The 19,304-nt window shown below is 32.9% G+C and carries 19 protein-coding genes; 7 read left to right on the forward strand and 12 right to left on the reverse strand.

The genetic code is table 11. The features are described 5' to 3' along the window. Nucleotides 1-529: 529 nt before the first annotated feature. From BUB25_RS08925 to BUB25_RS08935, 3 genes are read right to left on the reverse strand one after another with little or no spacing between them, the layout of a single operon-like run. On the reverse strand, nucleotides 530-985 hold the full coding sequence (locus tag BUB25_RS08925) for a hypothetical protein (RefSeq protein WP_072943181.1): 456 nt from the start codon (nucleotides 983-985) through the stop codon (nucleotides 530-532). Then, complete coding sequence (locus tag BUB25_RS08930; RefSeq protein WP_072943183.1) at nucleotides 975-1,382, reverse strand: helix-turn-helix domain-containing protein; 408 nt, start codon at nucleotides 1,380-1,382, stop codon at nucleotides 975-977. The genes BUB25_RS08925 and BUB25_RS08930 overlap by 11 nt, the downstream gene beginning before the upstream one ends. Before the next feature lie 12 nt (nucleotides 1,383-1,394). Next, nucleotides 1,395-1,916, reverse strand: a complete 522-nt coding sequence (locus BUB25_RS08935; RefSeq protein ID WP_072943185.1) for a hypothetical protein — start codon at nucleotides 1,914-1,916, stop codon at nucleotides 1,395-1,397. A gap of 470 nt (nucleotides 1,917-2,386) precedes the next feature. On the opposite strand from BUB25_RS08935, the gene BUB25_RS08945 reads away from it, so the two are divergent. From BUB25_RS08945 to BUB25_RS08955, 3 genes are read left to right on the forward strand one after another with little or no spacing between them, the layout of a single operon-like run. Further along, complete coding sequence (locus BUB25_RS08945) at nucleotides 2,387-3,580, forward strand: AAA family ATPase (protein ID WP_072943189.1); 1,194 nt, start codon at nucleotides 2,387-2,389, stop codon at nucleotides 3,578-3,580. After that, complete coding sequence (locus tag BUB25_RS08950; protein ID WP_072943191.1) at nucleotides 3,573-4,619, forward strand: DUF4435 domain-containing protein; 1,047 nt, start codon at nucleotides 3,573-3,575, stop codon at nucleotides 4,617-4,619. The genes BUB25_RS08945 and BUB25_RS08950 overlap by 8 nt, the downstream gene beginning before the upstream one ends. Next, on the forward strand, nucleotides 4,612-6,519 hold the full coding sequence (locus tag BUB25_RS08955; protein ID WP_072943194.1) for a DUF262 domain-containing protein: 1,908 nt from the start codon (nucleotides 4,612-4,614) through the stop codon (nucleotides 6,517-6,519). The genes BUB25_RS08950 and BUB25_RS08955 overlap by 8 nt, the downstream gene beginning before the upstream one ends. A gap of 231 nt (nucleotides 6,520-6,750) precedes the next feature. Here BUB25_RS08955 and BUB25_RS16800 read toward each other — a convergent pair whose 3' ends face one another. From BUB25_RS16800 to BUB25_RS08970, 4 genes are all read right to left on the reverse strand, one after another. Beyond that, on the reverse strand, nucleotides 6,751-6,885 hold the full coding sequence (locus tag BUB25_RS16800; RefSeq protein WP_262496845.1) for a hypothetical protein: 135 nt from the start codon (nucleotides 6,883-6,885) through the stop codon (nucleotides 6,751-6,753). A gap of 51 nt (nucleotides 6,886-6,936) precedes the next feature. Next, a complete protein-coding gene (gene istB / locus BUB25_RS08960) occupies nucleotides 6,937-7,674 on the reverse strand; it encodes an IS21-like element helper ATPase IstB (RefSeq protein ID WP_072943196.1) in 738 nt (245 codons plus the stop codon). A gap of 17 nt (nucleotides 7,675-7,691) precedes the next feature. Then, entirely contained in the window at nucleotides 7,692-9,239 is a 1,548-nt protein-coding gene (gene istA, locus BUB25_RS08965) for an IS21 family transposase (protein ID WP_072943198.1), read from the reverse strand. Nucleotides 9,240-9,351: 112 nt separating this feature from the next. After that, the gene (locus BUB25_RS08970; RefSeq protein ID WP_072943201.1) at nucleotides 9,352-9,738 is read right to left on the reverse strand and encodes a helix-turn-helix domain-containing protein; all 387 of its coding nucleotides are present in this window, start codon (nucleotides 9,736-9,738) and stop codon (nucleotides 9,352-9,354) included. Between the two features lie 324 nt (nucleotides 9,739-10,062). On the opposite strand from BUB25_RS08970, the gene BUB25_RS08975 reads away from it, so the two are divergent. Genes BUB25_RS08975 through BUB25_RS08985 form a run of 3 tightly spaced genes read left to right on the forward strand, consistent with a single transcriptional unit; the run spans nucleotide 10,063 to nucleotide 12,663 of the window. Then, the gene (locus tag BUB25_RS08975; protein WP_072943203.1) at nucleotides 10,063-10,623 is read left to right on the forward strand and encodes a hypothetical protein; all 561 of its coding nucleotides are present in this window, start codon (nucleotides 10,063-10,065) and stop codon (nucleotides 10,621-10,623) included. Nucleotides 10,624-10,657: 34 nt separating this feature from the next. Further along, the gene (locus BUB25_RS08980; protein ID WP_072943205.1) at nucleotides 10,658-12,271 is read left to right on the forward strand and encodes a hypothetical protein; all 1,614 of its coding nucleotides are present in this window, start codon (nucleotides 10,658-10,660) and stop codon (nucleotides 12,269-12,271) included. A 32-nt stretch (nucleotides 12,272-12,303) separates the two neighbouring features. Next, nucleotides 12,304-12,663, forward strand: coding sequence for a hypothetical protein (locus BUB25_RS08985; protein WP_072943208.1), 360 nt, complete (start codon nucleotides 12,304-12,306; stop codon nucleotides 12,661-12,663). 163 nt (nucleotides 12,664-12,826) lie between these two features. Here the strand turns inward: BUB25_RS08985 and BUB25_RS08990 are convergent, their stop codons facing one another. From BUB25_RS08990 to BUB25_RS09010, 5 genes are all read right to left on the reverse strand, one after another. After that, a complete protein-coding gene (locus BUB25_RS08990; RefSeq protein ID WP_072943210.1) occupies nucleotides 12,827-13,339 on the reverse strand; it encodes a cyclophilin-like fold protein in 513 nt (170 codons plus the stop codon). Nucleotides 13,340-13,351: 12 nt separating this feature from the next. Next, nucleotides 13,352-14,536, reverse strand: a complete 1,185-nt coding sequence (locus BUB25_RS08995; RefSeq protein ID WP_072943212.1) for an NAD(P)-dependent alcohol dehydrogenase — start codon at nucleotides 14,534-14,536, stop codon at nucleotides 13,352-13,354. Between the two features lie 9 nt (nucleotides 14,537-14,545). Continuing rightward, on the reverse strand, nucleotides 14,546-14,950 hold the full coding sequence (locus BUB25_RS09000; protein ID WP_072943214.1) for a (R)-mandelonitrile lyase: 405 nt from the start codon (nucleotides 14,948-14,950) through the stop codon (nucleotides 14,546-14,548). Between the two features lie 447 nt (nucleotides 14,951-15,397). Continuing rightward, nucleotides 15,398-15,979: a sugar O-acetyltransferase gene (locus tag BUB25_RS09005; protein WP_072943217.1), complete on the reverse strand. Its 582-nt coding sequence runs from the start codon at nucleotides 15,977-15,979 to the stop codon at nucleotides 15,398-15,400. 85 nt (nucleotides 15,980-16,064) lie between these two features. Further along, entirely contained in the window at nucleotides 16,065-16,940 is an 876-nt protein-coding gene (locus BUB25_RS09010) for a helix-turn-helix domain-containing protein (protein WP_072943218.1), read from the reverse strand. 837 nt (nucleotides 16,941-17,777) lie between these two features. Here BUB25_RS09010 and BUB25_RS09015 point away from each other — a divergent pair. Further along, the gene (locus BUB25_RS09015; RefSeq protein WP_084089479.1) at nucleotides 17,778-18,896 is read left to right on the forward strand and encodes an erythromycin esterase family protein; all 1,119 of its coding nucleotides are present in this window, start codon (nucleotides 17,778-17,780) and stop codon (nucleotides 18,894-18,896) included. Nucleotides 18,897-19,304 lie beyond the last annotated feature (408 nt).

A 19,304-nucleotide genomic window follows, 5' to 3' on the forward strand; every position in this document is an offset into this window, starting at 1 on the left:
CCATAAAGTGAACATATGCAAAAAACTACAAGAGAATGATTCCTGTAGCTTTTTTATAAAATTGAAATGACTACTCTTTATGGGCACTGCTTGCACTCCAGCGATAGCGAACTGACGAAGTAAATCCGTGATATCGGGCTCACCACACACGCAAAACAAACAATACAAATCTTCAATCTAAGTCCTTGCGAGGAACGAAGCAACCTCACTATCAAAAGCAAACCCTAAAAAATCATTGAAACGGACATAGTAAAATGAATTTATTCGGCACCTCGCATTGACTCTCTCCTACCGTTCTCAACTCCATATTTTTTTTTTTAATACCCATTTGTAAATTCCTAATTTGTACCCGATAGCGCGGATTTGCAATCCGTGCCCGCAACAATACCCCATAAAGTGAAGACACACAAAAAGCTACAAGAAAATGATTCCTATAGCTTTTTTATAAAATTGAAATGACTACTCTTTATGGGCACTGCTTGCACTCCAGCGATAGCGAACGGACGAAGTAAATCCGCGCTATCGGGTTTTACTTGCTTCCTTTTTCCAATAAGTCATTGGGATTAATAACGGGCAGAATAAAATCACTTAAAACGGTTCCTTGGAAACGCGTCATTAAAATCCCTCTTGATGTGGAATACGTTATAGAAGCCAATGCGTTTCCTAAAGCAGGATGAACAGTAATGGTTTCCTCTTTTTCCAGAGTGGTCAGTTCCTCTAGATTATCCACATAAAAAACATAGACAAAACTGAAATTTCCGACGGCTTCCTCACTAGTGTCAATATCGCTTTTAGTCTCCACATGCACAGAAAAATCAGCTCGCACCAATTTGTCTCCAAGATTAAATCCCAATTCGAAATCAACATTAAAAGTATGGCCGACCACTTTTTCATTTTCAAAATCAAAAGGGCTGTTGATTTGTCCTTTAATGATTTTGAAATCTACAATTTGTATTTTTTCAGGCTGTAAAATATTAGCTGACATTGGCTAATGGTGTTTTAGGTTTGGTTTTTGATTTTTTCCACACATGGGTGTAAGCAACATCTTTGGTAGTAACATGTGCATTCTTATAAACAGTAATATACCTCTTACCACCTATCAAAGAGGACACCGGCTTTCTATGAGGAACAGTAATAATGGTATCCCCTAATTCTGCTTCTAATTTTGCAAGCGAACGCAAAGTAAAATTGTGTTCTCCCACTAACCATTTATTCACTTCCGAAGGTCTTTTTTCTAATTTTTCAGCCAGATCTTTTTGGCTGAATCCTTTTTCTTTTAATAACTGATTTACACGTACCACAATGTCAGCGTATAACTTAGCGAAGATTTTTGTTTCTTCGGCTGTTTCTGCTAAAATTCTTTGGGCTACTTTGCTTCTCATAATTTTGGATTTTTAGAGGATGATTTCATCTGAACCATCATAATTAGTAAGTTTTCTGTTTTCTTTATCTACAATAATTGTTTCATTACGAATAGCCTCGAGAATTCGTTTGGCAAATTCACATGCTTCTCTCCAGATCAAGTGTAGTGAACTTTTTTGATTTGTTTGTTCATCTTTAACACCTCCATTAAAAAGAATAACAATATCATTTGTGACCTTTAAAGCATATATTCGTAAGGGAAAATTGGGATAGTGATAGCTGATTTCGCCGAGTACCACTTTACCTTGAACCGGCAATCCTTTTACTTCGTTTTCATTTCTGTTGAACAATTCATTAATTGCCCCATGTTCTTCTCCAATAGCATATATTATAAATGACAATAATTCCTGATTGGCTTGTTTGTACTCTGCTAAGGAATCATACTTCTCGAAAAATAAATCGGTTTCATTAGTATGAAGATAATCATATCTCACACTGTAAAAAGTGCACTTTGCACCTTCATCATCCCATATTTCTAGAGCAAATATATTCACTTTACTAGCATTTTACAAACAAAAATACACTTTTAAGTGTATTTTATGATTGTTTAGTATGTTTTTTTTTGTTTCTTGATTAAGAGCTCGCTGTTGGCCAACTTTCCTCCTACGAGAAAAAGCACTCTTACATATTCAAAGGCTCCCTGCAGCTATTGGAATCAATAAAGAGTATACTAAAAAAACAGCCTTTACGGTTTCCCCTAACATCCCTGAATCAAAAGAAGTTAATTTTGAAAATTGATCTAAGACTAAATGTTTTTTATCAGTTTTTTCGGTATTAATTTATATATTTGGGAAAATAACAAATGCTACAAACTAGATTTACGACTTTTAGAACTTAAAAAAAATCGTAAAATCATAAAATGCGAAACGGGGGATTACATCACAGAATACAATTCTTATCTACTTAATCATTTTATAAGATTGGATAGAAATAATAATATATATTTACATTAAAATTAAGTATAATGAAGATAGAAAAATTTGAAGTATTGGGATTATTTGAGAGAGATTATGAAATTAAGATACTTGATAATTTACTTATTGTTATTGCAGAAAATGGTTCAGGGAAGACCACATTATTAAGGCTAATCTATTTTTTTTTAACCAAACAATGGGCTAAATTAACTGAATATGATTTTGTAGAAATTACCGTAGATATTAATGATCAGAAATATATTTTTAATAAAAACACCTATAAATCCAATAAAATATCTAAAGAATTTTATGATAAATTGGCAAACGAATACAGTAATTATTCAAAATTTATCTTAGATGATTTTTCAAAATTTGATGTGGATGATTTAAAAGCTAACTTATATAAAGTTGATGAAGTTGAACAACAATTTGATGTCCCAAAAAGTTTAATTTTAACGCTGATTGAGAAATTGGAATCCGAAAAATTTGATAATGCTTTTTTTGATTGGGAAGTTAATGTAATTTATTTACCAACTTATCGTCGAATAGAGAAAGATTACTTTTCATTATATGGAGATATCGATAAAAGAGTTACTAGTTATGTACTCCAATTATTTCCTGAAATAGCAGATAAGATAAGCTCTGAAAAGAAATCTGCCGATGGCGAAATTAGAGATGATACAAATAATTATAGTGAGACAGAAAAAGATTTAGATAGTATTTTTTCAAATATTATAAGTTCAAGAAACAATGAAAAATGGATAAAAAGTAAATCAAATCTTGAAAATCTTGAAATGATAGAATTTGGAATGTCTGATGTTAATTTTAGAATTAATCAATTCAATCCTAAAGAAAGTCCAGAAAAGAATTCTGTATTGGAACGGTTTATAATACTAATCAATAAATATTTAAATGATACTAAAAAAATAATATTTGACGACTCATCTTGTGAGTTTTATTTATATGATAATATTAAAGATGTAAATTATAGTTTAGAACATTTGTCATCGGGTGAAAAGCAATTAATTTCCATTTTTAGCCATTTGTTTTTTGATGAAAAACCGCCATTTATAATAATCGATGAGCCCGAAATTTCATTATCAATATCGTGGCAAGAAATGATACTTAAAGATATTATTTCAAATTGCATGGGTATGATAGTAGCGACTCATTCGCCTTTTATTGTAGATGAATCATTGAGAAGATTCACTAATGGCATAAATGAATTTATATTAAATGAGTAGTAGTTCAGTTGAGCATTTTTTTGATGCGAGAGAAAGAATTTCAGATAGGAAAACACATTTTGAAATTAAACAGCATTATAGTTTTAATACCAAGACTTTACACATATTTGTAGAGGCGCTCGATGATTTTGAATTTTATCGTAAGTCTATTGAGTTTATTTATTCTGATTATCAGATTAAGCATTATCCTAAAAATGGAAAAAAACATGTTCTAAGTTCATATGACATCTTAGACTGGACTATTTATAATAAATCAAGAATATTATTTTTTGTAGATAAAGATTACGAAAATTTACTTGGTAAATCGAGCAAGAAAGACAGGAATATTTTTGTGACTAAGTATTATTCGATTGAAAATTATTTGTCATCAACAGATGTTTTTAAATATACTCTTGAAGAAATTTTTAAAATTAAAAATGATGTTATTGTTAATGACCTTGTGCTTAAATTTGAAGAATGTTATAAAAAATTTGAAGAACACTTAATAGTATTAACTTCAATAATTTTGATTTTTAGAAAGAACAACGACCATATGGTTTTAGAAAATTTAAAGATGGACGATTTTTTTATTATTAAGGAATTAAATCTTTATGCTTTTAAATATAGAAGGCCTGATATCTGCATAAAAACCAGACAGTCACATCTTCCAAATTTTGAAAAGAGTCTACTAAAAGAGCTAAAAAAAATAGAGTTCATAAAAAAAACCGAAGCAGATCTTACAAAAATTAAATATAAAATGATTCTTCAAAATATTGTTGAGCTACGGAAATTAGAAGATAGTAAAAATTATATAAGGGGTAAATTTCATTTGTGGTTTTTCTCAAAATGTCATTCCAATATTCATTCTATGGCGACACAAATAAATGAACGGATAGGAACTATTAATATGAGTTTACCAGAAAACGAAAAATATTTAAAAGTAAACACTAGTATTTTATTAAATGAAAGCAATATTTTCGATATACTGCCAATGAAAATTAAGTTTCATAATGATGTTCACCAATTTTTAATTCATAATAAACAACAAATCAATGGATAGTATTAGAGATATATTTTCAAATAGAATTTTTAGAATACCTGATTATCAGAGAGGTTATTCATGGGAAAAAAGTCATCTTGATGATTTTTGGCAAGATATTTTTAATCTTCAAAAAGATAAGGTGCATTACACAGGGATGATTAGCGTAGAAGAAGTTGACAAAAATGAATATGGTAAATGGAAAGATGATAAATGGGTAATTGAAGGACGAAATGACAAACCATATTTTATTGTTGATGGACAACAGCGCCTGACTACAGTTGTTGTATTATTATGGGTTATAATAGATAGCCTAAAAGAAGATGAACAATTAAGTTTCGTCAGTAAAGAAACACTGATTGATAAATATATTTTTACCGAAAATAAGGGGCAAAATTTAAAATCCTACATATTTGGTTATCATAAAGACAATCCTAGTTATGAGTTTCTCAAAAGAGAAATATTTGAGCAAAAGGGTGATTTGAAAATAAAAGATATTGAAGAGACAACTTATACCAATAATTTATTCGCAACAAAAGATTTTTTTACAAAAAAAATAAAATCATTATCATTACAGGATAAAAGTAATTTATTTGATAAAGTTACCAAACAGTTGAAATTTGACTTTAAAATTTTAGATAAAGAATTAGACATTTTTATTGTATTTGAGACTATGAACAACAGAGGTAAACCTCTATCTAATCTTGAAAAATTAAAAAACAGATTAATTTATCTTTCAACACTAATAGATGAAGAAACTTCCCTAAAAAAAGAACTTAGAAATGACATTAATGAAAATTGGAAAACAATATATAAATATTTAGGATTAAACAAAGAAAGAAAATTAGATGATGATGCTTTTCTTCAAAATCATTGGATCGTATTTTACAGATATGAGAGAAGGGAAGCTGAATATTATGCAAATGATATTTTTGATAGAATTTTCACATCCCAGCAAGTATTTCGAAAAGAAATTGGACACAAGGAAATCAAAATTTATATTGATAGCATAGCTGAAGCTGTCAAACAATGGTTTGTTATATTTAACCCATCACATCCTCATGCATTAGAGTTGACACAGTCAAAAGAATTATTATATTGGTTAAAAAAGCAAAACATAGTAGGCTTTAAAGCTTTTCAACCTTTAATTATGGCGACCTTATTAAGCGAAGATGATAATAATTTAAAAATTGAATTAGTAAAAAATACTGAAGCTTATGTTTTTTTAATATTTAACATTTCTGCAAGAAGATCTAATACGGGAACTTATCACTTTAATGCTAAGGCTAATGAACTCTATAAAAAAGATTTGACAATAAAAGAGATCATTGATGACTTAAAGTTTTGGATATATGGAACTGATGAAGTTTCTGGTTATTTTGATCGTGATAATTTCTTTAATTTTTTAAAAGATTTATTTCAAAGGGATGCCACAAGTGGATATGCAGATTGGAAATATTTAAAATATCTTTTGTATGAATATGAGTTATCCTTAGATAAATCTGGATTAAACGAAAATACTTTATTCCCATATAATGGATTATCAGTACAAAACGTAATGCCATTTGACCCAGTCAAAGTTTGCTGGAAGAATAACTTTTCTTCTTATTCAAAAAGAGAAAAAAAATATTTAAGTGGAAGTTTAGGAAATTTTATTTTAGTTAATCATAAATCTATTGATTCAACTAATACCTGTTTTGATGACATGAGGGGTGTATTAAGTCTCGGTTTATTAAACGAAAAGGAAGCAAGTGATTATGAAGTTTGGGACTATAATACTGTATTGGATCGAGGATTCAAGATTTTGTCATTTATCGAAGAAAGATGGAATATTAGTCTTGGAAATGAAGGACATAAAAAAGAGCTTTTATTCCTTGATTTTAGATTGCCCTCACTCCCTGTAAAGGTTGTACTTTTATAAAAAAATTAAAATAACCCCAAAGTGCAAATTTATAAACTGTGACCATTACGATAAATAAATAAAATAATGACGTTCTGAATGTAATTGTTCCCCAACCCCCTTCCCCAAATAACTCACAAAAGAAGAGACCTATTACAGTCCCTTCTTTTTTGTTTTTATAATAAAAAATTTACAAGTTCTATTTTTTCAGCAACTTCTCTAAATAAGCTATTTTTTCTTTTTCAGCCTGAACTAAACGTTCATAAAGCTCCACAACTGCAAATTCCAGTGATATTGACCACCCAATTCCAATTTAAAGTGAGCACCTGATTCCAATTCAAAATGACCACCTAATTCCGGAGCAAAATGACCACCTCCATTTTTCATTAAAAACTATTTTTTTCCATCTGTTAATTAGTATTCAAATATACTTAAATATTAGCCTTTGTTTATCCCTCTTTTTTTTCTCATAGATTCTCCATGTAATTCGAGTCGATGGGATTGATGTATGAGTCTATCCAAAATGGCATCAGCTATGGTTTTTTCTCCAATGATGTCATACCAGCCTTGCACTGGGATTTGTGATGTTACAATTATAGAACCATTATTATGCCTGTCTTCAATGATTTCTAAAAGGGTAATTCGGTTATGACTATCTAATGCTTGGAGTCCAAAATCGTCCAATATAATGACATCTTGCCTTTCTATTTTGGCCAATTCTCGCAGATAAGAACCATCTGCTTTGGCCATTTTTAATTTAGCAAACAACTTCGAAGTATTAAAATAACTCACTTTAAAACCTTGTATACAGGCTTGGTAACCCAATGCAGTACCCAAATAACTTTTGCCTACACCTGTACTTCCTGTGATTAAAATGTTTTCATTTTTTTCTACAAATTCACATTCTGCCAGACGCAGTACAGTGTTTCGGTCCAGATTACGGGTTTGGTCAAAATTGATAGTTTCAATGTTTGATTTGTAATGGAATCGGGCATTGGTGATACTGCGTGCAATACGCCGATTGTGCCTTTCATCCCATTCGGCATCAATAAGCATCGATACAAACTCATCGAGTGTGTAATGGTCTGTTTTTCCGCTTTCAATAGCCGTTTTAAAAGCATTATGCATGCCATAAAGCTTCATTTGTTTCATTTTTGTTACTGTGGATTCATTCATGATTATTGGATTTTAATTTAATTATAATACTGTTTTCCTCTGATGTTGCCGTGAACAGGGAGTTCCTGCTCGGGTTCTTGTTCAAAATCAATATGGTCTAGGTTGTTTTCTAAAATATTTTGTATGGTCTTAAAATTGTAAATTTTAAAATCAAGTGCCCGTTTACAGGCATTTATTAATCGCTGCTTGCCTACCTTTTTCTCGAAGTTTAGTATTCCCAGACAACTTTTATAGGCTTGTTCGGGGTGGTTTCTGCTTTCGATTATTTGCAAAATATATTCTCCTACGGATTCATCAATACTACTGGCCCAATCAATGAAGCGGGCAGCGCTCCATTGGGCTACAAATTGGTGGGTACTGGCTAAATGTTCTGGGGTTGTGGTATAGACATAAGGTTTGTAATTCCTCGGATGAATGGCTATTCGATTGTATTTGTAATAGATCTCTACCGTTGATTTGGTATACAAGAGTTTCGCTTTTTTCTTTACATATTGATACGGAACACTATAGTAATTTTTGTCTTGACTTAATTGGACATGTCCGTTTTGCATCACCGTTGCAAAGGATTGGTATTTGATTTCAAAGCGTTCTTGTGGTAGTGGGCGTAGTTTTTGTTTCTCATCTTCTAAAAACAATTCTTTACGGGAGTAAGGACGTCCTGTGAGTTTTCGACTATTATGAGCATCTAATAAATCCCATATATGCTGGTTTAATTCTTCTAGAGAAAAGAATTTGGTTTCTTTTAGAGTTACGTAAATCCTTCTGTACAATATCTTTACCGCACCTTCAACCAATGATTTATCCCTTGGTTTATAAGCCCTGGCAGGTAAGATTGTGGTTTGATAATATTCCGCTAAATCAGCCAGGGTTTCATTGATTGTTGGCTCAAAACGACTGCTTTTTATCACTGCAGATTTTAAATTATCGGGAACAATTGCCGCAGGAGTACCTTCAAAAAAACGCATGGCATTTTCTACCGAAGTAACAAAATCTTCCTTTTGTTGGCTCATGGAAGCTTCTGCATAGGTATATTGGCTGGCTCCCAATATGGCTACAAAAAACTGTACTTCTTTGATTTCTCCGGTATCTTTATCAATGATGGAGAGTGTTTTTCCGGCATAATCCACATACATTTTATCACCGGTTTTGTGATTCATATGCATTACAGGATTGACTCGTTTACCCCATACTTTGTAATGATGAGCAAATTGCGAACTCCTGTAACCATCGGGGTTTACGGCAATATATTGCTCCCACATATGTTGTACGGTAACGCCAACTTTCTTTAGTTCACGTTCCATTTTAGGGAAAAAATCGTATAGGATCTGCAATTTGGGACTAATGGATTCCACAGTAGTCTGTGAAAACAAAAGTTCTAGTTCTGTATCTGTTTTTCTATCAATTAATTCAAAGTTTAATCCGAGAACTTCAAATAAAGAAATATACTTCTTTACCGTATTCCTGGAAAGGGATAAGTAGCTACTTATAAACAACTTACTCTTTCCTTCACAATAGAATTTAATTACTTTTCTAATTTTACTCATGTCTGTTATTTTGTTTGCCATAATCCGTATTTTTTTAACGAATGTATGGTGCTAACAACATGAAAAAGTCAGTAGTTTTTAATAATCAATTTACCCCAAAATTAGGTGGTCAATTTGAACTGGAAAGTGGTGGTCAGTTTGCTCCGGAACTGGTGGTCAATTTACACTGGAAAGTGGTGGTCAATTTGACCGGTTTTTCCACCACAACTTTATCAAGCGGATTAAATGTACAATTATAATTAGTTCCAGCGTTGACAATACCATTATCGTGATAAGTATTTCCAATAATGTTTAAAACTGCTTCTTCCGAAAAATTTTTAATCGCTTCAGCAGAAACACCTAATACTTCAGCAATTGCCTGTAGTTTTTCTTCTTCAACTGTTTCGCTTCCTTCAATATTAGAAACAGACTGCTGACTAACACCAATAGCGATAGCTAATGCTTCTTGTTTCATCCCTCTTAACTCTCTGATTCGGCTGATATTTCTGCCGATATGTTTTGGTTTTGTTGCTGTGCTCATAGGTCAAAGATATTTAAAATTCTTTAATTCTTTTCAGATTGGTAAAATACAAGTTTGAATTAGTACGATACAATTTCGATTAGTTCGCTACGGTGCCATCTATTGCTTACTTGCAGCTGTATTAATCAAAAATACAAATTTTTGGATAAATACTAACAGTATCTACCTATGAAATTGCCATTAACAACAAGTTTGCATAAGCAATTGAAAATCATCGAATACCCAAAAAATAGCAAGCGATAAGGTAACCGCCAATAAATAAAAAGGCGACCCGAGCTGGCAAAGCATACCATATATGAACGATAACAAATAAATTTTAGATATATGAAAAAGAATAAAATTTCCTTTGAATCTTATTTTTGGGCAGCTGATAGAATTGAATGCCCTTTCGAATTGGTTAATGCTTTTTATGACTACGCACATCTCGATTTTTACAAACACACTTTGGGAGAAGCGATAATCTACAGCCATAAGAGAAAAATCTATATGCAGGATCACCCAGGTCAAATTTTTGTTTTCTATACTGCTATGAGCTCTTTTCTAAAAGCTTGTTACTGCTTGAAAGTAAAAAGCAAAAAATGGCAAGTGAAAGAATCAGCAGATTGTGAGTCAATACTTCATCTGGCTTCTTTGACAAAGGAGGAGTACAATAATCCTTTTATTGTATTTCAAAAAGCATTTGCTGAGAATACTCCAGACGAATTTGAATTCTTCCTATGTGAAATCGTACATCTTTCATTATCTCCCTCTGCAGAAGAATTTGATTTTGATATGATGACGCCCTATCTGTATTTAATCAAAATGTTGGATGCGAGCCAGCTTATGCGGGAAAGAGGCTTGCAGCGAATCCGGAAAACTGTTCAGGCTGAACTTACAACGGAATAAAATATCCTTTATCTAATCTTTAAAACACAGTATTATGAAAACTCTAGAAAAACTTAAATTTCCAAAACTTGAAAACGAATATCTGGAAAACATCCTCAGACAGTTGATCAACCAACACAATATCATTCAGCTGTTCTTTACCAAACAGCCTTCTCCCCTTTTCTCAAATCTTATTATCCATATCGATAAAAATAGTGATACCGAAAAGTTACAACAGCAAAAATGGCTGAAAAAAGTTAGAAATCGTTACCAAATCGATGTCATTTTCATTTATTCCGGAAGGCTTCATCATCGATTTTCTTTAGGGCATCCCTTTATGGAATGCTACTGCCGGCCATCGGCTCTAATCTACCAAAATCCAACCGCTCTAAATCCACTCATTATTACAAGGGATTGGAAGCAATACAAGAAGAAGTTTCATGTGTTTGAAGAGCGTTTTTATCACGATCACGACCTCCATAAGCTACACGTCCAAAATCTCATTTCGGAAGATTGTTCAAACAGTGTTTTTACATCCTATGCCAGATGGATTGAATATGATTTGGAATATTTAGAAGAACTGTATGTAGTAAATACCTTTAATTCGCTGCCTTTAGACGAAAGAATCAACAATCTTATAGCATACGTTCCTGAGATTCAGAAATACTTTGTGAGAAGCAGTCCGGACAAATACGTTCTTACGGATTTGTTTATAAAGGCAAAAGAAATCGCAGCCGATGATGATGACATTTATAAAAATGAAATGTATCAAGCAGTTCGAATTACTGAGCAAAATCTCTTCCGTCTAATCGAAGAACGCTTTGATGAATTAAAGAAGCAGATAAAAAAAGGATTATTTGATAAGCAACAACTTGCATGTCAAACGGATGAAAAACCAGCAGCTACCATTCTGGACGTTGCCGTCGAAACCATAGTAAAGTTGGTTGCAGTGGAGCAGATTTACTTATTCCACCAAACTACCTATGCAGAGAAAACAACCTATTACCTGATGCTTATAGGCATCGGTGGAACTAATGAAAAATTAAGGTTAATCACTCATTTCCTAAAAAGTAAAACAACTGATAATCATGAGGTTGTTATGATAAGCCACAGCCGAAAATGGATACAAGAAAACCTCTATCAGTTTCAAAGTTTCTTTTCCGATATTATTCAAGCCGATCGGCTTATATATTCATCCAGCCCCTACCACCCGGTCTTGCATTGGCAGTTTCCTCACAATCCCTACCATGCTGATCTGTATTTTTACTATCAGCCAACCAAAGATGTGGCTTTGCAATTTTTCAATATAGCCAATAATCCTGAACAAAACTACCAGGGTTTAGACTATCTCTTTTCAGAATTCTTTCTGTCCTTTTGCAGAACCTATATTTTTGTAAAAACCTATTACCTGCCTAATAATCTGACAAGTCAGGCATTGTGGCAATTATGCATCTATGCAGATCCCGACATCCGAAAGTACAACTATTTGCTGGAACAGTTCTGGACAGATTGCTTTCCGTATTTAAATAAACATAGGCTGCTGGATCATAAGTTATCAAAGCTAAACAAAGAAAAGGTTGATCAGATGAGCATCATGGTTAAAAAACTAATGACTGAATTAGATAGTTTAGTCATTGAAGGTGGATTATTAAATTATGAACAAGACTGATGCATTAATTAACCGTTTTAAAAATAAAGATCATGGAAAAAATAGATGATATTAAAAAGTTAGAGACTATTAAACGATTAACATCCAATTGCCTCAGTACTTTGAAGCCAGTGGAAGGTAAAAACGGGATTCATACCGCAAAAATACGAGTGTATGATTATTATGAACTCGCCGCAGTTATTAGAAACCTGATGAAATTATGTATCGTGGCTCTGGATCAAGATGGTGCCGAAGTTGCTGATACAATAGAGGAACGGTCAATTGATGTGGGGCTTATTCTGGGGATTGCCTTGCAATTATTCCCAATTGATGAATTTGAACTGCTAAGTGAAATCAGTGCATTGTTTCCCGTGGATTCTGGAAATGAAGCTGAAAATAGTACCAACATCTAACAATCCATAAAATTGGTGAATTTAGTCCAAAAAAAAAACTCCAATATTTCTATCGGAGTTTTTGTGATCCTTACGGAACTATTTACGAACCATTTCATGCAGTATTTGAAGAAAATTTCGATAAAATATCAAAAAAATATTTAAACGAAGTTTCTTCCTTACATCACAACTCAAAACTAACAATAACATTTCCAATACCTAATGCAGCTGAAAGTCCTGTTGTGTCATCAATTTGACCTAGTTTGGTATAGCGGTATGAAGTTGAAAATGTTTTATAAAAAAGTACGAATGTCCTAGATCCATAAAGCATCAAATCTCCTGTTTGTATCGTTCCAGGATTAGAAACTTTAGTAGGTAAACTACTCGAAAAATCAAAATACTTTTCATTATTATTCAACTCATTCATAGTGATTCTCATGGGTAACATAGCTTTAAAAGCAGTCGCTGTAGCATTGTTTTCTAAGGTGGCATTGAAAGTGCTTGAACCAATTTTTATTTTAATTTTATTACTCATATTTTCATTGTCAGTATTGTTAGAATTTTCACCCTTACTGTTGTTTGCTGTATTATTGCTTTCTATGCTGGAATTGTTAGAAGTCTCGCTATTTTTATTGCAAAATGCAAAAACAGTAGCAAATGAAAACATCAAAAAGAGAATTAAAATTTTTTGTTGCATAATTGAATTTAATTAGAACGTTGTCGCATCAATCACATAGCGGTAACGCGCTTCTTTACTAACTACTTTATCCCATGCATCGTTGATTTCTTCTGCCTTGATAATTTCAATTTGCGGATAAATTTTATTTTCCGCACAATAATCCATTACTTCTTGGGTTTCAGGAATTCCTCCAATTAATGAACCATTGAAATTCACACGATTAAAAATCATATTAAAATTATTAATCTCTAACTGTCCATTAATAGGTTGCCCAACTTGCGTAAAAAAGCCATACGGTTTTACGCAGTCAATATAACTTGACATTTCGTAAGCATAAGGAACGGTCGAAATCATATAGTCAAGCTTGCCTTTCAAAGGTTTTAAATCTTCTGCAGCGTTCACAACAATTACTTCTTTGGCACCAAAACCTTTAATATCCTGTACTTTGGAAGCAGATGTAGTAAAAGCATAGACTTCAGCACCTTTTGAAACGGCTAATTTTACAGCCATATGCCCTAAACCACCAATTCCCACGACGCCAATTTTATCCCCTTTTTTGAAATTGACTCTCATCATTGGTGAATAGGTCGTAATTCCTGCACATAGCAATGGCGCTGCATATTTCAAATCGATTGTATTCGGAATTTTAATAGCAAAATGTTCTCTAACCACTATATTGTTGGAATAACCGCCCTGCGTAATTCCTGTTGGCGAGGATTTTTCAGGCGAGCCATAAGTTCCTGTCATTCCAGTAGTTTCACAATGATGCTCTTCGCCATTCTTACAACTATCACATTGCATACAACTATCAACCATACAACCAATGCCTGCTTGATCGCCAATTTTAAACTTGGTTACATTTTTACCAACTGCCGCTACAATTCCAGCAATTTCGTGACCGGGAACTTGCGGATATTTTTGTGCACCCCAATGTCCTTTAATCGTATGAATATCAGAATGGCAAATTCCTGAAAATTTAATATCGATTAAAACATCGTTGTCCCCTACAGCTCTGCGTTCAAAATCCCATTTTACTAGTGTTCCTCGCTCGTCTTTTCCTGCGTATCCTCTTGATTTTATATTCTTATTCATATCTAATGATTTATTCGTTTGTGAAAATACATCCAAAGGATTAATCAGCATCATACCGGCACTTGCTAAAGCAGTTTGCTGAATAAATTTCCTTCTGCCTTCGTTATTATTGTTCTTCTTCATTTTTGGAAATTATTTGCTGTTAACTGCTGCATAATCTTGATCAGATACAGGCTCTAACCAAGTGACCTGAAGCTCACCTTTAAAATTAGTAATTGCAATATGTGCCATTTCGCTTTTAGCAATAGCACCGTGCCAGTGTTTTACATTTTCAGGAATATTTACAACATCTCCTCTTTTGATAGATTGAGCCGGTGCGCCTTCTTCCTGATAGAATCCTTCACCTTCCAGTACAATTAAAACCTGACCTTTTGGATGTGTGTGCCAATGGGTTCTTGCTACGGCTTCAAAACTGACATTGCCTGCTGAAAATTCGTTGTTTTTATCTTTTGCTACAAATGCTGTTAAAAAAGCATTTCCCGTAAACCAATCGTTTGATAATTTATCTCCTTGGGGAAAAATTGATGTTGTGTCCATATTATTTTCTGTTTTAGCACTACAAGCAGAAATTATAACCGCTGTATTAATTATTAGTATTGAATCCGTTGAGGACAATTATTTAAAACGTCAGTTCAAGGTTTAATTTAAAAAAAAACAAAATAAAATAACCTTAATCCTGTCAGGCTGAGCCTGTCGAAGCCCTTGTCATATAAAAACGTCAATGGTAGGCATAATTTTCATTCTAAAAAAAACAATATAAAATGACATTAATCCTGTCAGACTGAGCCTGTCGAAGCCCTTGTCATATAAAAACGTTAATGGTAGGCATAATTTTCATTCTAAAAAAAACAATATAAAATAACCTTAATCCTGTCAGGCTGAGCCTGTCGAAGCCCTTGTCATATAAAAACGTCAATGGTAGGCATAACTTTCATTCTAAAAAAAGCAATATAAAATGACGTTAGCCTCTTAGTCTTTTACTTTCTAAATGGATTCGTCAGCAATTGATTTTATAAACTTGGCTGGAACTCCGCCAACAATCGTGTGATCAGCAACATCTCTAAACACTACTGCTCCCGCTGCCACAATCGAGTTCTCGCCAATAGTTACACCCGGCAAAATGGTCGCTCCTACTCCAATCCAAGCGCCTTTTTTGATTACAATAGGTAGCGAAATGGTAGCGCGTCTTTCATTTGGATTTATCGGATGATTCGTCGTGATAAGATTTACTTTCGGACCAATAAGTACGTTGTCTTCTAGTGTAATACCACCTCTGTCCATAAAAGTACAGGCGTGGTTTACAAACACATTTTTACCAATGTTGATATTTTTACCAAAATCAGAATAGAAAGGCGGAATCATAAAGAAAGTATCATCTACTTTTTTACCTATTAATTCGCTAAAAACAGCATTAATTTCTTGAATATCATCCGTAACAAGATTGTTCAGCTTGGCAGTGGTACGCATCGCCTTTTGAATAACCTTAAATAATTGTGGATATTCAGGATCATGAAGCGGAATAATTTCGCCTGCTTTATCTCTTGTGAAAATAGTTGTTGTCTCCATAATTTCTTTGCGTTAATTTGAAAGCCAAAATTATAGCGAAACTGGATCTATGTGCTAACAAGATTCAAACCTATAGTTAAGAAATTCAAACCATTTCTAAACGGAAATTTTTGGGATTTGTCCCCGTGTTCTTCTTGAAAAAATTATTAAAATAAGTGGGATATTCAAAACCAAGAGCATAAGCTATCTCGGCTATATTCCAATCAGTGTGCTGTAAAAGCGCTTTTGCTTCGCTAATAATACGTTCCGAAATATGAGTTGTGGTCGATTTTCCTGTGGTACTTTTCACCGCACGATTGAGATAATTAACATGAATTGACAAAACAGTAGAATAATCTTGCGCTGTCTTTAATTCAAGAGGCTTTTCATTGGTTTCAATTGGAAATTGTCTTTCCAATAATTCTAAAAAAACAGATGTTATTCGGGACTGCGCATTGTTATTAGTTGCATAATCTTCAGAAGGTTGCATTTTTAATGCTTCGTGGATTATCAAATTGATGTAGTTTCGAATTAAATCATCCTTGTAAGCATAATCCGTTTGTTGCTCTTCCATCATTTTCTGAAAAAGCCTGTTTAAGAACTCTCTTTGCGGTTCCGTTATATTCAAAATGGGAGTTCCGCCAATTTTAAATAAAGGAGAATTTTGCAAACTCTCAGAACGATCCGATTTTAAAAACTCTTCCGAGAACAAACAGGTATAACCTACATAACTTGTTGATAACGTTTCCCATGAATAAGGAATATGCGGATTACCAAAGAACAAAACAGTTCCTTCGGCCTCAAAACTTTTATCGGCATAGTGAATAACGCTTTTTCCAGTCGTCAGACAGATTTTATAAAAATCTTTTCGGCTGTAGGTGCGTGTTGCATTAGCATCGCTTTCGATTTGAAAGACGTTAAATCCTTTTAGTTTTAATTCATTATTGAACTCGGAAACCGAACGTCTAATTTTGTTTTGCATTTCGCAAAGTTATAAAAAACAAACCCTAATTCAACAGTACTATTTTCATTAACCTCTTTTTAACAATGATTAAAAGCTAACGGTATTCGAACCAAAATTCCCAATAAATAATAAGCTCTTATAAAACTAGGCTATGTTTATGATAATTAATTTGTCATAAATATGTCGCTCCGCTGGAGCTTTGAATCAATTGAACTATGCTTTCTATAGCTATTTCGCTCCTAACGGAGCTTTATTGTATCACCTTTATTTATTATGAGCTCCAGCGGAGCGAAATATTTATAGAAAAGTATTTAAGATTTGTGACAAAGTCCCAGAGGGACGGCATATAAATTCATCCCTTGATTCGCATGAATCAGATAGTTTGATCATTGAAGGTGGTTTACTCTTAAATTTTGAGCTAGATGAAACAGAGGAATAAACAGTTATTGATTCCACAAAATAACAGCATTAGAACAAGATACACTTGCTAGTTGGCTCAAAAATATAGGCGAGCAATTCACTAGCACATTCTATGATAAAAACGTTTAAATTTTTAGAAATACTAGGCTGCTATAAATCGGTTGACCTATTTTTCTGAGCAGTTCAACGGAGAAACCCAGTTATATAAAATCTATTTATGCTACAAAAACGGTTATAAACCGAGCTTCATTGTCAGTAACTATTGCGTCTTCTAAACTTGAAAAACGCATTTGTTGGCGGGAAATTTCAATGATGTGTTGCATTCTTAAAAATAAGAATAATCTTGTTTTTATAATGGTATTTTGTTATGTTTGAGGCTAATGTAACGGAGGTTGTTTTACGGACTGACGTTGGCTGCAATATTACCTCAAAACGATGAAAATTTACCTATTATTAGTTACATGTGTTTTTACGAATTTGATGATTGGACAAAAGTCTATAGTCATGTTGAATCCGATTGATACATTATTAAATCGGGATGCAAAAAATGAACTATCATTACAAATTGGCGAAAAAGACATGGTTTTTCTGGGTGAATCGGAACATCACATTGGCTCTGATTTTCTAGCAAAAACAGAATTTGTGAAATTTTTGGTACTAGAACATGGTTACAAAAACATTGCGTTTGAAGGAGATTTCTTTGCTTTATACAATACAAACGATAAAAATTTTTTGTTTCCGTTTTGGTCAAAATCAAAACAATGTAAAGCATTATTTAATTTTTTAAAAGATCAAAAAGTTACAATTTGGGGATTTGATAATCAATTTAGTATGGGTTACAGTTTCCATAATTTTTCGCCTCAACTTTTTTCATTTCTGAATGAAAACAATATTACTTATGAAAAAAAATTTAAAGATTTTGTAGATATTGTTTGCAAGCGTGGACCCGAATTGGAAAAAGAACTCTCAAAAAATGATATAAAATATCTAGTTGAAAATATTAATCTTATTTTGCAAGCTGATATTGTTAAGCAAAATAAACTGTGGTATCAATTTCTGCAAAGTTTTCAAAGTAACATATTACAAGATACCACATCAAAATTGAAAGCATATGAAATTAGGGATAATCAGATGGCAAGCAACCTACAATTTGTAGCAGAAAAATTAGAAAAACAAAAAATCATTGTTTGGGCCGCAAATGCTCATATTTCAAAAATGAAAGAGGAGTTTATGGATGGCAAAATTATGGGGGCAGAATTTCTTGGACAAACTAATCGAAAAACTTTTCATGTTGCTTTCGCACCAATAAAAATGCCTTACCGAAAAATGAGCTTTATTGAAACGCAAGTAAAACAGAAAAACAATCTGTTGAATTTATTACCAGACATAACAGGTAATTCTATAATTTTTTCAAGTTTGATAAGTAAAGAATATCCTGAATTAAAGAACACAAAATTTGTTGGTATGTTTGGCATGGGAAATACAGAGTTTAATTATTTTAAACATTTTGATGCTCTTGTTTTCATCGGAAATGGAGAGAAAGTAAGTTACTAAAAATACTGCACCCCGCTATCCGAAGTCTCCTGACCTCGAATTACTAGCAGTTGTCTTAAAGCTATGAAGTGGTTGCATCCTCATTTGAGATAACCCTATAAATAGATCTTGAGAAATACTTGACTTCTATAACTCGGGAGACCTTATTTTCTGAGTATTTTAACTGAAAAACCTAGTTTTGTCAAATCTATATATGCTACAAAAGCGCCTATAAACCGAACCGGATTGTCCGGAGGTATTGCGTCTTTTAAACTTGAGAAATGTATTTGTTCACGGGGAAATTCAGCGGAGCTGTTGCCTTCCTAAAACAAGAGCAATCCTCTTTTTACATCGTTATTTTACTATATTTGGTATTAATAGAACAAAGGTTTTTTCACAGACTGACCTTGTCCGTAAGCGATTGCAGCA

Source organism: Flavobacterium granuli, from assembly GCF_900129705.1.
Taxonomy (GTDB): domain Bacteria; phylum Bacteroidota; class Bacteroidia; order Flavobacteriales; family Flavobacteriaceae; genus Flavobacterium; species Flavobacterium granuli.

Excerpts from the sequence above, each read along its gene's own strand:
- BUB25_RS08925 (WP_072943181.1), bottom strand. The coding sequence starts at position 985 with ATGTCAGCTAATATTTTACAGCCTGAAAAAATACAAATTGTAGATTTC.
- BUB25_RS08930 (WP_072943183.1), bottom strand. The coding sequence starts at position 1,382 with ATGAGAAGCAAAGTAGCCCAAAGAATTTTAGCAGAAACAGCCGAAGAA.
- BUB25_RS08945 (WP_072943189.1), top strand. The coding sequence starts at position 2,387 with ATGAAGATAGAAAAATTTGAAGTATTGGGATTATTTGAGAGAGATTAT.
- BUB25_RS08950 (WP_072943191.1), top strand. The coding sequence starts at position 3,573 with ATGAGTAGTAGTTCAGTTGAGCATTTTTTTGATGCGAGAGAAAGAATT.
- BUB25_RS08955 (WP_072943194.1), top strand. The coding sequence starts at position 4,612 with ATGGATAGTATTAGAGATATATTTTCAAATAGAATTTTTAGAATACCT.
- BUB25_RS16800 (WP_262496845.1), bottom strand. The coding sequence starts at position 6,885 with ATGAAAAATGGAGGTGGTCATTTTGCTCCGGAATTAGGTGGTCATTTT.
- istB (WP_072943196.1), bottom strand. The coding sequence starts at position 7,674 with ATGAATGAATCCACAGTAACAAAAATGAAACAAATGAAGCTTTATGGC.
- istA (WP_072943198.1), bottom strand. The coding sequence starts at position 9,239 with ATGGCAAACAAAATAACAGACATGAGTAAAATTAGAAAAGTAATTAAA.
- BUB25_RS08970 (WP_072943201.1), bottom strand. The coding sequence starts at position 9,738 with ATGAGCACAGCAACAAAACCAAAACATATCGGCAGAAATATCAGCCGA.
- BUB25_RS08975 (WP_072943203.1), top strand. The coding sequence starts at position 10,063 with ATGAAAAAGAATAAAATTTCCTTTGAATCTTATTTTTGGGCAGCTGAT.
- BUB25_RS08980 (WP_072943205.1), top strand. The coding sequence starts at position 10,658 with ATGAAAACTCTAGAAAAACTTAAATTTCCAAAACTTGAAAACGAATAT.
- BUB25_RS08985 (WP_072943208.1), top strand. The coding sequence starts at position 12,304 with ATGGAAAAAATAGATGATATTAAAAAGTTAGAGACTATTAAACGATTA.
- BUB25_RS08990 (WP_072943210.1), bottom strand. The coding sequence starts at position 13,339 with ATGCAACAAAAAATTTTAATTCTCTTTTTGATGTTTTCATTTGCTACT.
- BUB25_RS08995 (WP_072943212.1), bottom strand. The coding sequence starts at position 14,536 with ATGAAGAAGAACAATAATAACGAAGGCAGAAGGAAATTTATTCAGCAA.
- BUB25_RS09000 (WP_072943214.1), bottom strand. The coding sequence starts at position 14,950 with ATGGACACAACATCAATTTTTCCCCAAGGAGATAAATTATCAAACGAT.
- BUB25_RS09005 (WP_072943217.1), bottom strand. The coding sequence starts at position 15,979 with ATGGAGACAACAACTATTTTCACAAGAGATAAAGCAGGCGAAATTATT.
- BUB25_RS09010 (WP_072943218.1), bottom strand. The coding sequence starts at position 16,940 with ATGCAAAACAAAATTAGACGTTCGGTTTCCGAGTTCAATAATGAATTA.
- BUB25_RS09015 (WP_084089479.1), top strand. The coding sequence starts at position 17,778 with ATGAAAATTTACCTATTATTAGTTACATGTGTTTTTACGAATTTGATG.